Annotated in this window: 10 protein-coding genes; 8 read left to right on the forward strand and 2 right to left on the reverse strand. The window is 73.3% G+C overall.

From position 1 onward, the window contains the following. Positions 1-198 precede the first annotated feature (198 nt). The 7 genes from SAM23877_RS10690 (at position 199) to SAM23877_RS10720 (ending at position 10,898) form a co-directional block, all read left to right on the forward strand. Positions 199-1,737: a leucyl aminopeptidase gene (locus SAM23877_RS10690; protein WP_053129662.1), complete on the forward strand. Its 1,539-nt coding sequence runs from the start codon at positions 199-201 to the stop codon at positions 1,735-1,737. 308 nt (positions 1,738-2,045) lie between these two features. Then, positions 2,046-3,434, forward strand: a complete 1,389-nt coding sequence (gene lpdA, locus SAM23877_RS10695; RefSeq protein ID WP_053129670.1) for a dihydrolipoyl dehydrogenase — start codon at positions 2,046-2,048, stop codon at positions 3,432-3,434. 64 nt (positions 3,435-3,498) lie between these two features. Beyond that, positions 3,499-5,316, forward strand: coding sequence for a 2-oxoglutarate dehydrogenase, E2 component, dihydrolipoamide succinyltransferase (sucB, locus tag SAM23877_RS10700; protein ID WP_053129673.1), 1,818 nt, complete (start codon positions 3,499-3,501; stop codon positions 5,314-5,316). 209 nt (positions 5,317-5,525) lie between these two features. Continuing rightward, positions 5,526-6,149, forward strand: coding sequence for a GntR family transcriptional regulator (locus tag SAM23877_RS10705; RefSeq protein WP_053129676.1), 624 nt, complete (start codon positions 5,526-5,528; stop codon positions 6,147-6,149). A gap of 404 nt (positions 6,150-6,553) precedes the next feature. Then, positions 6,554-9,256 carry a pyruvate dehydrogenase (acetyl-transferring), homodimeric type gene (gene aceE / locus SAM23877_RS10710; RefSeq protein WP_053129679.1) on the forward strand — a complete coding sequence of 901 codons (2,703 nt, stop codon included), beginning with the start codon at positions 6,554-6,556 and terminating at the stop codon, positions 9,254-9,256. 62 nt (positions 9,257-9,318) lie between these two features. After that, positions 9,319-10,320: a helix-turn-helix transcriptional regulator gene (locus SAM23877_RS10715; protein WP_053129681.1), complete on the forward strand. Its 1,002-nt coding sequence runs from the start codon at positions 9,319-9,321 to the stop codon at positions 10,318-10,320. Positions 10,321-10,376: 56 nt separating this feature from the next. After that, a complete protein-coding gene (locus tag SAM23877_RS10720; RefSeq protein ID WP_053129684.1) occupies positions 10,377-10,898 on the forward strand; it encodes a DUF4240 domain-containing protein in 522 nt (173 codons plus the stop codon). Between the two features lie 405 nt (positions 10,899-11,303). On the opposite strand, the gene SAM23877_RS10725 is transcribed toward SAM23877_RS10720, so the two are convergent. Continuing rightward, on the reverse strand, positions 11,304-12,167 hold the full coding sequence (locus tag SAM23877_RS10725; RefSeq protein ID WP_053129687.1) for a peptidoglycan recognition protein family protein: 864 nt from the start codon (positions 12,165-12,167) through the stop codon (positions 11,304-11,306). Between the two features lie 210 nt (positions 12,168-12,377). Here SAM23877_RS10725 and SAM23877_RS10730 point away from each other — a divergent pair, with 210 nt between their 5' ends. Continuing rightward, positions 12,378-13,562: a MarP family serine protease gene (locus tag SAM23877_RS10730; RefSeq protein ID WP_053129690.1), complete on the forward strand. Its 1,185-nt coding sequence runs from the start codon at positions 12,378-12,380 to the stop codon at positions 13,560-13,562. Here SAM23877_RS10730 and SAM23877_RS10735 read toward each other — a convergent pair. Continuing rightward, on the reverse strand, positions 13,552-14,058 hold the full coding sequence (locus tag SAM23877_RS10735) for a GNAT family N-acetyltransferase (RefSeq protein WP_053142355.1): 507 nt from the start codon (positions 14,056-14,058) through the stop codon (positions 13,552-13,554). The genes SAM23877_RS10730 and SAM23877_RS10735 overlap by 11 nt on opposite strands. Positions 14,059-14,086: the final 28 nt, after the last annotated feature.

Genomic DNA, 14,086 nt, shown 5'->3' on the forward strand with positions numbered 1-14,086 from the left:
CCACCCCGGGGGCGGCGCGGGAAACCGCGGCCCCGCGGGAGGGAGCGGAGGCGGGCGCGAGCGTAGGCTCGTGCCCGGTGTTCGCCTGCCCAGGCGAAGACCGCGACGCAGGAGGGATCTAGGGTCGGTTGTCGGGCCCGGTCGACCCACCCGCATTCGGCCATACAGGACTTCATACGGAAGCGAGAATTCACCACCGTGACTGCTCTCACTCTCTCCACCGCCGCGGTGCCCGGCCTGCGGGCCGACGCGATCGTGATCGGTGTCGCCAAGGGCGCGGCATCCAGGTCCGGGGGCCTGGTCGTCGCACCGGGTGCCGAGGCCGTGGACAAGGCGTACGACGGCCGGCTCGCCGGCGTCCTGGAGACCCTCGGCGCCTCGGGCGCCGAGGGCGAGGTGACGAAGCTGCCCGCGCCGGCCGGCTTCAAGGCACCCGTCGTGGTGGCGGTGGGCCTGGGCGCCGAGCCCGAGAAGGACGCCGGGTTCGACGCCGAGGCGCTCCGCAGGGCCGCCGGTGTGGCCGCCCGCGCGCTCGCCGGCGCCAAGAAGGCCGCCTTCGCCCTGCCGCTCGCCGAGGCCGCCGACGCCGGCGCCGTCGGTGAGGGCGTGCTGCTCGGCGCGTACCTGTTCGACGCCTACAAGGAGTCCGCCAAGGACACCAAGGCGAAGAACGGCAAGGCCCCGCTGGCCGAGGCCACGCTGCTCGGCGGCAAGCCCCGCGACAAGGCGTTCAAGGCCGCCGTCGAGCGTGCCGCCGCCGTCGCGGAGGAGCTGAACCGCGCCCGCGACCTGGTCAACACCCCGCCGAACGACCTCGATCCCGAGGCGTTCGCGGCGGTCGCGCAGGCCGCCGCGAAGGAGCACGGCATCAAGGTGCAGGTGCTCGACGAGAAGGCGCTCACCAAGGGCGGCTACGGCGGCATCCTCGGCGTCGGCGCCGGCTCCGCGTCCGGCCCCCGGCTGGTGAAGCTGTCCTACACCTCGTCCAAGGCCAGGAAGACCCTCGCCTTCGTCGGCAAGGGCATCACCTACGACTCGGGCGGCATCTCGCTGAAGCCGGCCGGGCACAACGAGACGATGAAGTGCGACATGGCCGGCGCCGCCGCCGTGTTCGCCGCGGTCGTCGCCGCCGCGCGCCTCGGCCTGGAGGTCAACGTGACCGGCTGGCTGGCGCTGGCCGAGAACATGCCGTCGGGCTCCGCCACCCGCCCGGGTGACGTGCTGCGCATGTACAGCGGCAAGACGGTGGAGGTGCTCAACACCGACGCCGAGGGCCGGCTCGTGCTCGCCGACGCGCTCTGGGCGGCCTCGCAGGAGAAGCCGGACGCGATCATCGACGTGGCGACGCTGACCGGCGCGATGATGCTGGCGCTGGGCAGCCGGACCTACGGGATCATGGCGAACGACGACGCGTTCCGTGCCGCGGTGCACGAGGCGGCGGAGGAGGTCGGCGAGCCGGCCTGGCCGATGCCGCTGCCGGAGCACCTGCGCAAGGGCATGGACTCGGCGACCGCGGACATCGCCAACATGGGCGAGCGGATGGGCGGCGGCCTGGTGGCCGGTCTGTTCCTGCGCGAGTTCGTCGGCGAGGGCATCGCCTGGGCGCACCTGGACATCGCGGGTCCGGCCTTCAACGAGGCGGGGCCCTTCGGGTACACGCCGAAGGGCGGCACCGGAACGGCGGTGCGGACGCTGGTGCGGGTCGCCGAGCTGGCGGCCGCGGGCGACCTCGGATAGGGCGTCCGACAGCTCGGGGGTGCGGGTGCCGGTGCGGTCGCGGGACGTCGTGCCCGTCGCGCCGAAGCGGCGAAGCCGTGGACGAAACACCGCCCCGCGCCCCCGGCAGCGTCTCCGTCGCCCCTGTGACAGGAAAAGGTGCGACGTCTCACACACCGGCCCCACGTCTCGTCGGCCCCTCACAAGTGCGAAGATGGGGCTCGGCAGGACAGGGCCCCACCTAAGGGCCGAGAACAATGAGCGGCCGGACACCAGCCGCCGACCGGTCACTGGAGACCGGCGTGGCGCACATGCATGGAGGACGTGACGTGGCGAACGACGCCAGCACCGTTTTCGACCTAGTGATCCTCGGCGGTGGCAGCGGTGGTTACGCCGCGGCCCTGCGCGGGGCGCAGCTGGGCCTGGACGTCGCCCTGATCGAGAAGGACAAGGTCGGCGGTACCTGCCTGCACAAGGGGTGCATCCCCACCAAGGCCCTGCTGCACGCGGGCGAGATCGCCGATCAGGCCCGCGAGAGCGAGCAGTTCGGCGTGAAGGCCACGTTCGAGGGCATCGACGTGGCGGCCGTGCACAAGTACAAGGACGACGTGATCTCGGGCCTGTACAAGGGCCTGCAGGGTCTGATCGCCTCGCGCAAGGTGACCTACATCGAGGGTGAGGGCCGGCTGTCCTCGCCGACCTCCGTGGATGTGAACGGTCAGCGCGTCCAGGGCCGCCACGTCCTGTTGGCGACCGGCTCCGTGCCGAAGTCGCTGCCGGGCCTGGAGATCGACGGCGACCGGATCATCTCCTCCGACCACGCCCTCAAGCTCGACCGCGTGCCGAAGTCCGCGATCGTCCTGGGCGGCGGTGTCATCGGCGTCGAGTTCGCCTCCGCGTGGAAGTCCTTCGGCACCGACGTCACGATCGTCGAGGGCCTCAAGCACCTCGTGCCGGTCGAGGACGAGAACAGCTCCAAGCTGCTGGAGCGCGCCTTCCGCAAGCGGGGCATCAAGTTCAACCTGGGCACCTTCTTCGAGAAGGCCGAGTACACCCAGGACGGCGTCAAGGTCACCCTGGCCGACGGCAAGGAGTTCGAGGCCGAGGTCCTGCTCGTCGCCATCGGCCGCGGCCCGGTCTCGCAGGGCCTGGGCTACGAGGAGGCCGGCGTCGCCATGGACCGCGGCTACGTCCTCGTCGACGAGTACATGCGGACCAACGTCCCGACCATCTCCGCCGTCGGCGACCTCGTCCCGACCCTCCAGCTCGCGCACGTCGGCTTCGCCGAGGGCATGCTGGTGGCCGAGCGGATCGCCGGCCTGAAGACCGTCCCGGTCGACTACGACGGCGTGCCGCGGGTGACGTACTGCCACCCGGAGGTCGCCTCCGTCGGCATCACCGAGGCCAAGGCCAAGGAGATCTACGGCGCGGACAAGGTCGTCGCCCTGAAGTACAACCTGGCGGGCAACGGCAAGAGCAAGATCCTCAAGACCACCGGCGAGATCAAGCTCGTCCAGGTCAAGGACGGTGCCGTGGTCGGCGTCCACATGGTCGGCGACCGCATGGGCGAGCAGGTCGGCGAGGCCCAGTTGATCTACAACTGGGAGGCGCTGCCGGCCGAGGTGGCCCAGCTCGTCCACGCCCACCCCACGCAGAACGAGGCGATGGGCGAGGCTCACCTGGCGCTGGCCGGCAAGCCCCTGCACTCCCACGACTGACCTCCCTCGGTCACTGGGCGCGACGACACAGACTTCCGCAATTCGTTAAGGAGCAACCGAAACCATGGCGGTTTCCGTAACCCTTCCGGCGCTCGGCGAGAGCGTCACCGAGGGCACCGTCACCCGTTGGCTCAAGGCCGAGGGTGAGCGCGTCGAGGCCGACGAGCCGTTGCTCGAGGTCTCGACCGACAAGGTCGACACCGAGATCCCGGCCCCCGCGTCCGGCGTGCTGTCCTCCATCAAGGTCGCCGAGGACGAGACCGTCGAGGTCGGTGCCGAGCTGGCGCTGATCGACGACGGTTCCGGCGCCCCCGCGGCCGAGGAGGCCCCGGCCGCCGAGCAGGCCCCGCAGGCCGAGCAGGTCGCCGAGCCCGCCCCCGAGCCGGCCCCGGCCGCCCCCTCCACCGAGCAGGCCGCCCCGGCGCCCGCCCCCTCCGCCGACGCGTCGGCCGGCGGCGGTTCCGCCGAGGGCACGGACGTGGTCCTGCCCGCGCTCGGCGAGTCCGTCACCGAGGGCACCGTCACCCGCTGGCTGAAGTCGGTCGGCGACGCGGTCGAGGCCGACGAGCCGCTGCTGGAGGTGTCCACCGACAAGGTCGACACCGAGATCCCGGCCCCCGCCTCCGGCACCCTGCTGGAGATCGTGGTCGGCGAGGACGAGACCGCCGAGGTCGGCGCCAAGCTCGCCGTCATCGGCGAGGCGGGCGCGGCTCCGGCCGCCGCCCCGGCCCAGGAGGCCCCGGCCGCCCCCGCGCAGCCCGAGCCCGCCCAGGCCCCGGCTCCGCAGCAGGCCGCCCCGGCCCAGCAGGCCCCGGCCGCTCCGGCTCCGCAGGCCCCGGCGGCCCCCGCGCCGCAGCAGCCCGCCGCCCCCGCGCCGCAGCAGCCGGCCGCCCCGGCGCCCGCGCCGGCCCAGGCCGCCGCTCCGGCCGCCCCGGCCGCCGCCCAGCCGGCGGACGACGGTGCCTACGTCACCCCGCTGGTGCGCAAGCTCGCCTCCGAGAACGGCGTGGACCTGTCCACCGTCAAGGGCACCGGCGTCGGCGGCCGCATCCGCAAGCAGGACGTCATCGCCGCCGCCGAGGCTGCGAAGGCGGCCCCGGCCCCGGCCGCCGCCCCCGCGGCGCCCGCCGCGAGGAAGGCCCCCGCCCTGGAGGCCTCCCCGCTGCGCGGCCAGACCGTCAAGATGCCTCGCATCCGCAAGGTCATCGGCGACAACATGGTCAAGGCGCTGCACGAGCAGGCCCAGCTGTCGTCGGTCGTCGAGGTCGACGTCACGCGTCTGATGAAGCTGCGCGCCCGTGCCAAGGACGCGTTCGCGGCCCGCGAGGGCGTCAAGCTCTCGCCGATGCCGTTCTTCGTCAAGGCGGCGGCCCAGGCGCTGAAGGCGCACGCGCCGATCAACGCCAAGATCAACGAGGCCGAGGGGACCATCACCTACTTCGACACCGAGAACATCGGTATCGCGGTGGACTCCGAGAAGGGCCTGATGACCCCGGTCATCAAGAACGCCGGTGACCTCAACCTGGCCGGCATCGCCAAGGCGACCGCCGACCTGGCGGGCAAGGTCCGGGCCAGCAAGATCAGCCCGGACGAGCTGGCCGGCGCGACCTTCACCATCAGCAACACCGGTTCGCGCGGCGCGCTGTTCGACACGATCATCGTGCCGCCGGGCCAGGTCGCCATCCTCGGCATCGGTGCCACGGTCAAGCGTCCGGCCGTCATCGAGACGGAGGAGGGCACGGCCATCGGCGTCCGCGACATGACGTACCTGACCCTGTCCTACGACCACCGCCTGGTGGACGGCGCCGACGCCGCCCGCTACCTGACGGCGGTCAAGGCGATCCTGGAGGCGGGCGAGTTCGAGGTCGAGCTCGGCCTGTAGTCCCCCTCGCCAGTGGGTCTGTTCGGTGCCCCCGCCCGGAGCTCTCCGGGCGGGGGCACCGTCATGTGCTGCCGCGCGCGCCGTGTAAGTCTCGTCTCACCTGCGTGAAAGCGCCCCCGTGCGCCCTTCCGGCTCGCGGTGACGGCCGTATTGTTTCTCAACGTCAGTCGCCCCAGGGGGCCGGAAGGGCCCCTCCCGAAGGAGCTCTCATGACCGCGCCCGTCGTCCACTCGCTGCGCGAACAGATCCGCGAGCACATCCTGGAAGGGATCATCAGCGGACGCTGGCAGCCGGGCGAGCGGATCGTGGAGCGCCGGATCGCCACCGAGCTGGAGGTCAGCCAGACGCCGGTGCGGGAGGCGCTGCGGGAGCTGGAGTCGCTGCGGCTGATCGAGTCGGCGCCGAACAAGGGCGTGCGGGTGCGCAATCTGACCGCCGCCGACCTGGAGGAGAGCTACCCGGTCCGGGCCGGTCTGGAGGCGATCGCCGCGGAGCTGGCGGCGGACCGGCTCGCCGAGGACTGCTCGGCGCTGGAGCCGCACGTCACGGCCCTGTACGAGGCCGACCGGACCGCCGACGGGACCGCCCAGGTGCGGCACACGGTGGGCTTCCACCGGGAGCTGGTGCGGGCGGCCGGCAACTCGGTGCTGCTGCACACCTGGGAGGGCCTGGGCATCGAGGTGTTCACGGCGCTGTCGATACGGTGGCTGGGGACGGTGCAGCAGTCGTACGCGGAGGAGCACGAGGAGCTGGTCGCGGCCTTCCGCCGCCGGGATCCCCGTATCCCGGAGATTGTCAAGGCCCACGTCCTCGGCTGCGCCCCCCGCGCCTAGCTTCTTCGCCTCCGCCGCCCCTCCCTGCCCCGCCCCTGGGGGCCGCGCCCCCAGACCCCCCGGATTCGCGCGGTTCCCCGCGCCCCTGAAGGGGTGCGGGGAACCGCGCGATCAGCCCAGGCGCACGGCAGAGGCCAACGCACCGAACCAACCGAGCCGCACCGCGCTCACCTGCACAAACCGCCGGTTTCATGGTCACCCCGTGCCACCGCAGGAGGCACCGCGTGCCGACTTTCTCGTGATCAAGAGGTTTTGGGCCTCAACCCTTTGATCGATCATCGATCAGGGAGTTACAGTCACCGACGGGCTTCCACCCAAGCCCAAGCCCTGTCCTGCCAAAGACCTAGGGCACCCCCGAACCCTTGACGATGAGGGAACCCCCTTCGACTGAGGAAGGCGGCGACATGACCGACCCCAAAGCCATCCAGCCGAGCGAGCTCGACCAGCTCCCGGACCGCGACCCGGAGGAGACCGCCGAATGGCAGGCCTCCCTGGACGCCGTCACCCAGGCGGCCGGGCCGCACCGTGCCGCGTACCTGATGCGCCGCACACTGGAGCGCGCCGAGGGCGCCGGCCTCGCCCTGCCGAAGCTCCTGGAGACGGACTACGTCAACTCCATCCCGACCGCCGACGAGCCCAGCGTGGACGGCGACGAGGACCTGGAGCAGCGGATCACCGCCTGGAACCGCTGGAACGCGGCGGCGATGGTCACCCGCGGCAGCAAGTACGGCGTCGGCGGCCACATCGCCACCTTCGCCTCCGCGGCCTGGCTGTACGAGACCGGCTTCAACCACTTCTTCAAGGGCAAGGAGGGTGACGGGTCCGGCGACCAGCTCTACATCCAGGGCCACGCCTCCCCCGGCATCTACGCCCGCGCCTTCCTCGACGGCCGGCTGACCGAGGAGCACCTCGACAACTTCCGCCGCGAGGCCGGCGGCAACGGCCTGCCGTCCTACCCGCACCCGCGCCGGCTGCCGTGGCTGTGGGAGTTCCCCACCGTCTCCATGGGCCTCGGCCCGATCTCCGCGATCTACCAGGCGCGGTTCAACCGCTACCTGACCAGCCGCGGCATCAAGGACCTGACGAACTCCCACGTGTGGGCGTTCCTCGGCGACGGCGAGATGGACGAGCCGGAGTCCACCACCGCGCTGACCCTCGCCTCCCGCGAGGGCCTGGACAACCTGACCTTCGTCATCAACTGCAACCTGCAGCGCCTCGACGGTCCGGTCCGCGCCAACTTCAAGATCGTGCAGGAGCTGGAGGCCCAGTTCCGCGGCGCCGGCTGGAACGTCGTGAAGTCGCTGTGGGGCACGGCGTGGGACGAGCTGTTCCAGCTCGACACCACCGGCGCGCTCGTACGCCGCCTGCGCGAGGTACCCGACGCGCAGGTGCAGACGTACCAGACGCGCGACGCCGCCTACATCCGCGAGGACTTCTTCGGCAAGGACCCGGCGCTCGTCGAGATGGCGAAGCTGCTGTCCGACGACAAGATCCTCGAGTGCTTCCACTACTCGCGCGGCGGCCACGAGTCCCGCAAGGTCTACGCCGCCTACCGCGCCGCGCTCGCCCACAAGGGCGCGCCGACCGTGATCCTGGCCCAGACGGTCAAGGGCCACACCCTCGGCACCGGCTTCGCGTCCAAGAACGCCAACCACCAGATGAAGAAGCTCTCGGTGGACGAGTTCAAGGCCATGCGCGACCTGCTCGGCCTGCCGATCAAGGACAGCGACTTCGTCGACGGCGTGGTCCCCTACGGCCACCCGGGCGCCGACTCCCCCGAGGTCCGTTACCTCCAGGAGCGGCGCGCCGCCCTCGGCGGTCCGGCCCCGGCCCGCCGCGTCCACCCGGTCGCCCCGCTGCCCGCGCCCGCCGAGAAGGCCTTCGCCTCCTTCGACAAGGGCTCCGGTTCGCAGAACGTGGCCACCACCATGGCCTTCGTCCGCCTGGTCAAGGACCTGGTCCGCGACAAGGAGACCGGCAAGCGCTGGGTGCCGATCGTCCCCGACGAGGCGCGTACCTTCGGCATGGAGAGCCTCTTCCCGTCCCTGGGCATCTACTCGCCCAAGGGCCAGACGTACGAGCCGGTCGACCGCGACCAGCTGATGTACTACAAGGAGGCCAAGAACGGCCAGATCCTCAACGAGGGGATCACCGAGGCCGGCTCGATGGCCGACTTCATCGCCGCTTCGACGTCGTACGCGACGCACGGCGAGGCGATGATCCCGTTCTACATCTTCTACTCGATGTTCGGCTGGCAGCGCACGGCCGACCAGATGTGGCAGCTCGGCGACCAGCTCGGCCGCGGCTTCCTGGTCGGCGCCACCGCCGGCCGGACCACGCTGACCGGTGAGGGCCTCCAGCACGCGGACGGCCACTCCCCGGCCATCGCGGCGACCAACCCGGCCGCCCTGACGTACGACCCGGCGTTCGCGTACGAGGTCGCGGCGATCGTCAAGGACGGTCTGCGCCGGATGTACGGCGAGGCGGCTCCGGGTGAGGACCCGGACGTCTTCTACTACCTCACCGTCTACAACGAGCCGATGCCGCAGCCGGCCAAGCCGTCCGCGCCCGGCGTGGACGAGGGCATCGTCAAGGGCCTGTACCGCTTCAACACGGCGGAGTCCGCGGGCCTGACCCCGGCCGCCAACGCCCCGCGCATCCAGCTGCTGGGCTCCGGCACGGCGATCCACTGGGCGCTGAAGGCGCAGCGGCTGCTCGCCGAGGAGTGGGGCGTGGCCTCCGACGTGTGGTCCGCGACCTCCTGGACGGAGCTGCGCCGCGACGCGCTGGACGCCGACGCGGCACTGCTGCGCGGCGAGGAGCGGGTGCCGTACGTCCGCCGGGCGCTCCAGGGCGTCGAGGGGCCGGTCCTCGCGGTGTCCGACTACATGCGCCAGGTCCCGGACCAGATCGCGCAGTGGGTCGAGCAGGACTGGTCCTCGCTGGGCGCCGACGGCTTCGGCCTGTCGGACACCCGTGAGGCCGCCCGCCGCCACTTCGGCGTCGACGCCGAGTCCATCGTGGTCGCGTCCCTCGCCCAGCTCGCCAGGCGTGGCGAGGTCAAGGCGACGGCCGTGAAGGAGGCGCGCGAGCGCTACGGTCTGTAGAGGCCGGGCACGAGCTGAGAGGAGGCCCCCGCCGCGGCGGGGGCCTCCTGCATGATGTGGGGATGCGTGCTGCCCGCCTCATCAAGATGGTGCTGCTCCTCCAGTCCCGCCCGGCCATGACCGCCGCCGAGCTGGCGCGGGAGCTGGAGGTCTCGGAGCGTACGGTCACGCGGGACGCGCAGGCGCTGTCGGAGGCGGGGGTGCCGGTGTACGCGGAGCGGGGGCGGGCCGGGGGTTACCGGCTGATCGGCGGGTACCGCACCCGGCTGACCGGGCTGGCCCGGGGTGAGGCCGAGGCGCTGTTCCTGTCCGGGGTGCCGGGGGCGTTGCGCGAGATGGGTCTGGAGGACGCGGCCTCGGCGGCCCGCCTGAAGGTGTCGGCGGCGCTGCTGCCGTCCCTGCGGGACGCCTCCCGCACGGCGGCGCAGCGGTTCCACCTGGACGCGCCGAACTGGTTCCGGGAGCCCCGGACGCCCGAACTGCTGCCGGTGGTCGCGGACGCCGTCTGGGACGACCGGCCCGTCACCGCGCGCTACCGGCGCGGGCAGGAGGAGGTCGTACGGGAGCTGGAGCCGTACGGGCTCGTGCTGAAGGCGGGCGTCTGGTACCTGTGCGCGAGGATCGCGCGGGCCGACGGCGGCGGCGCCTTCCGCGTGTACCGCATCGACCGGTTCACGGCGGTGGAGGCGGGCGAGGAGCGCTTCGAACGGGACGACGGCTTCGACCTGCCCGCGTTCTGGGCGGAGCGGGCCGAGCAGTTCGCGCGGTCGATCCTGCGGGCCCAGGTCGTGGTGCGGCTGTCGGCCAGGGGCGTGCGGGCGCTGCCTCACGCCGTCGACGCGCTGTCCGCCCGGGAGGCGCTGGAGGCGGCGGACGCGCCGGACGCGGAGGGCCGGGTCACGGTGACGCTGCCCGTGGAGTCCGAGGAGGTCGCGCACACCCAGCTGGCGGGGCTGGGACCGGAGGTGGAGGTGCTGGCGCCCGTGACGCTGCGGGAGCGCTTCGCACGGGACGCGCGACGGCTGGCCGGCCTGTACGCCGACGCGGACCCGGCCGGGACATAACGATCCGCCGCACTCCACGTGCGTCCCGCCCCTCCAGGGCCGATGCTGGACCCGTGATGGACGAGACGGAGTTCTGGGAGCTGATCGACGCCACCCGGCAGGGCGCCGACGGCGATCCCGAGGACCAGGCCGACCTGCTCGTGGACCGGCTCCTCGGGATGGACCCGGACCTGGTGCTCGACTTCGCCCGCCACTTCGAGGCCCGCTACAACCGCGCCTGCACCTGGGACGTCTGGGGTGCCGCGTGGATCCTGCTCGGCGGGGCCAGCGACGACGCCTTCGACTACTTCCGCTGCTGGCTGATCGGCCAGGGCCGCGAGGTGTACGAGGGCGCGGTGCACGATCCCGACTCGCTCGCCGAACTGCTGGACGACTTCGACGAGGAGCTGGACGGCGACGGCGAGGAGCTCGGCTACGCGGCCGACGAGGCCTACGAGCAGCTCACCGGGACCGTCGCCCCCGACCTGGGCATCGCGCCCGCGCCCGCCGAGCCGCTGGGCACTCCGGTCGACCTGGAGGACGACCGGGCCCTCGCCGAGCGTCTGCCGCGCCTGTGGGAACGGTTCGGGCGGGACTGACGCGGGTCCGTCCCCGTTCACTCCGTACGGCGCCGGCCGGTGTCCGAGGGGCGGGCCGCGGCCGGGACGCCCGGAGCGCCCGGTGCGGCGGCGCCCTCCCGGGCCCTTGGAGGGCCCCGGGGGCGTACCGGCGGCCGGCTCGAGTGCCTGGACACGCGCCTGTGCGGTGGCCCGACAACGACCGCGGTCGCCGCGCCCGGCACGGCCCAGGGCCCGCGTACGGCCCCGCCTCCGCCCCGGCCGCCCGCCCGCGCGGTCCCACCTCGGCCGCCCGCCCGCGCGGTCCCACCTCGGCCGCCCGCCCGCGCGGTCCCGCCTCGGCCGCCGGTCGTGGTCCCCGCCTTCGTCCGCTGACCGAAGTGGACCGTACGGCGCCGGGCCCGGCGGGCCGGGCGTCCGCGCGGGTCAGCCGGACGTCCGCCCCTGGAGCCGCGCCGCCCGGTCCCTGATCTCGGGGAGGCGGGCGGTGAGGGCCGCGCCGGGGCAGCTGGTCTGGTAGCCCTCGTCGTGTCCCGCGACGGCGGGCAGGGTGGCGGTCGCGCCGGCGGCGTACCGGCTGAGGCCGTTGCTGGAGACCAGGGCGACCTCCGCGCGCGGGTCGGTGTCGGTGGGGCCGAGTTTCCAGGCGGCGAGCGCGGCGATCGCGTCGGTCAGCGCGTCGGGCACGGGCACGCCCGCGGTGAAGGTGCCGAGGGCGGCGATGCCGGTGGTGCGGTGGTTGAAGCCCTGGGTGTGGGCTCCGGTGACGGGGCGTGTGATGCCTCCGGCGCGGCCCTCGTAGATGGTTCCGCAGCGGTCCACGACGAAGTTGTAGCCGATGTCGTCCCAGTCCCGGCCGCCGGTCTGCCCCGAGTAGACACCGCGGAGGATGTCGGGCACGTCGGCGCAGTCGTAGCCGTTCGGGGTGTCGGTGTGGTGGACGAAGACGGCGAGGATCTCGTCGTCGTAGCGCGGGGGCGGCTGGGCGCGGGCGGCGTCGCCGAGCCAGGCGGACCGGGGCACGATGGGCGGCCGGGGCGCGGAGTGCCGGTCGGCGGCGGCCGGACCGGCGTGTGTCTCGGCCGCCCGCTCCACACCGCTCGCGCACAGCGCCAGCGCGGCGACGGCGGCCAGGCCGGGCAGACAGCCGAGCAACGCCAGGGCCGCGCCCGGTATGCGGGCCGCACGCCGTTCCCGGGCCTCGCGCGGTCCTCGGAAGACACGCATGGTCCCACTGTCCGGCGGATCGGTCCCGCCCGCGACGTGTGCTGTGCCACCTGGTGGAACCATCGCCCCGGCCCACGACGTTCTTCCGGTCGGGTGCACCCGCTCCCGCACTCCCTGTCGATCGCCCTCGATCGCCCTCGGTCGCACGCTCACCCACGCGCCCGGGTGGCCGGCTTCCGGACGGTCGCGTGCCCCGGGCTGATCACCGGACCCGTCCGGCACGTACTGAGGGGCCCGGGGTCCGCGGGGGTCCCGGACCGAAAGGCGGCTCGCGTGGACCTGCTCGACATCCTGCTGGTGCCGGTGGCACTGGCCTACGCGGCGTCCGGCTACCGCCGCGGGCTGGTGGCCGGCTGCGTCTCGCTGGCCGGCTTCGTGGGCGGCGCGGTGGTCGGCGTGTGGCTCCTGCCGTGGGTGATGGATCTGGTGGCACCGCGGTCCACGGCGGCGACGGTGACCGCCGTGGTCACCGTGCTGCTGCCGGCGGTGGCCGGACACGAGCTGGCCGGACGGCCCGCGCTGCGGCTGCGCCGGGAGCTGGACGCCGGGCCGCTCAGGGCGGCCGACGGGGTCGGCGGGGCGGTGGCCAACGCGGCGGCGGCGCTGATCGTGGCGTGGGTGGCGGCGAGCGTCCTGGCGGCGTCCTCCTCCTCGCTGCTCACCTCGGCGATCCGCGACTCGTCGGTGCTGGGCGCGGTGCAGCGGGTGATGCCGGACACCACTCCGGCATGGTTCTCCGGGGCGACGTCGGCGCTGACCGAGGCGGGGTTCCCCCAGGTCTTCAACCCCTTCGAGAACGAGTCGACCGCCGAGGTCGCCGAGCCCTCCGGCGACAGCGTCACGCCGGCGGCCACCGAGGCGGCCCGGCGCGGCACGGTGAAGGTCGAGGGCGTCGCCGGCACCCAGGGCCGGGAGGGCAGCGGCTTCGTCTACGCGCCGGAGCACGTGATGACCAACGCCCACGTGGTGGCCGGCATGGACGACCCGACCGTGCGGGTCGGCGGGGTGGGGCCGGCGTACGAGGCGCGGGTGGTGCTGTTCGACCCGGACAAGGACGTGGCCGTGCTGTACGTCCCGGACCTGTCGGCGCCCGTCCTGCGGTTCGACGGCGACGCCGGGCGCGGCGACGCGGCGGTGGTCGCGGGCTACCCGCAGGACGGCGACCTCGATCTGCGGGCGGCGACGGTGGCGAACCGGACCCGGGCGACCGGGCAGAACATCCACAGCGACGCCAACGTCACCCGGGAGATCTACTCCGTGCGCTCCACCGTCCGCCCCGGCAACTCCGGCGGGCCGCTGCTGTCCACCGACGGCCGGGTGTACGGGGTGGTCTTCGCCCGCTCCACCTCCGACGCCGGGACCGGTTACGTGCTGACGGCGGACGAGGTGGCCGACGAGGCGCGGCGTGCGGCCGGCGCGACGGCGGCGGTGGACACGGGCGAACCGGTCACGTCGTAGCGCCCGGCGTGGTGAAGGACAGGCCCATCAGCACGTCGTCGACGTACGTGCCGTCGAGGCAGAACTCCTCCGGCTGCACGCCCTCGACGGCGAAGCCCTCGGACTCGTAGAGCTTGCGGGCCGCGGTGTTGTGGCCGAGGACGCGCAGGGTGAGGCGCCGGGCGCCCAGGCGCCGGGCCTCCTCGACGGCCGCGCCGACCAGGGCACGGCCGACGCCCTTGCCGCGGGCCGAGTCGGCGACGGCCAGGCCGCGGATCTGGCGCACGTGGGCGTTGGAGGCCAGTCCCGTGGGGAAACCGAGGCGAACGTAGCCCACGACGGCGCCGTCGAGTTCGGCGACCAGGTGGTCGGCGGGGCCCGAGGTCTCCCGGAAGAACGGGTCGTCCGGTCCCGGCGGGGGCGAGACGGCGTGCTGGTAGGACCAGGTCTCCTGGTCGAGACGGCGCAGCGTCCACTCGTCGTCGGACCTGGCCTGGCGTATGTGCGGAGCGGGCATGACGGTCACTGTACGACGCGGGCGGGCG

It is taken from the genome of Streptomyces ambofaciens ATCC 23877, assembly GCF_001267885.1.
In the GTDB taxonomy this organism is placed as follows: Bacteria; Actinomycetota; Actinomycetes; order Streptomycetales; family Streptomycetaceae; genus Streptomyces; species Streptomyces ambofaciens.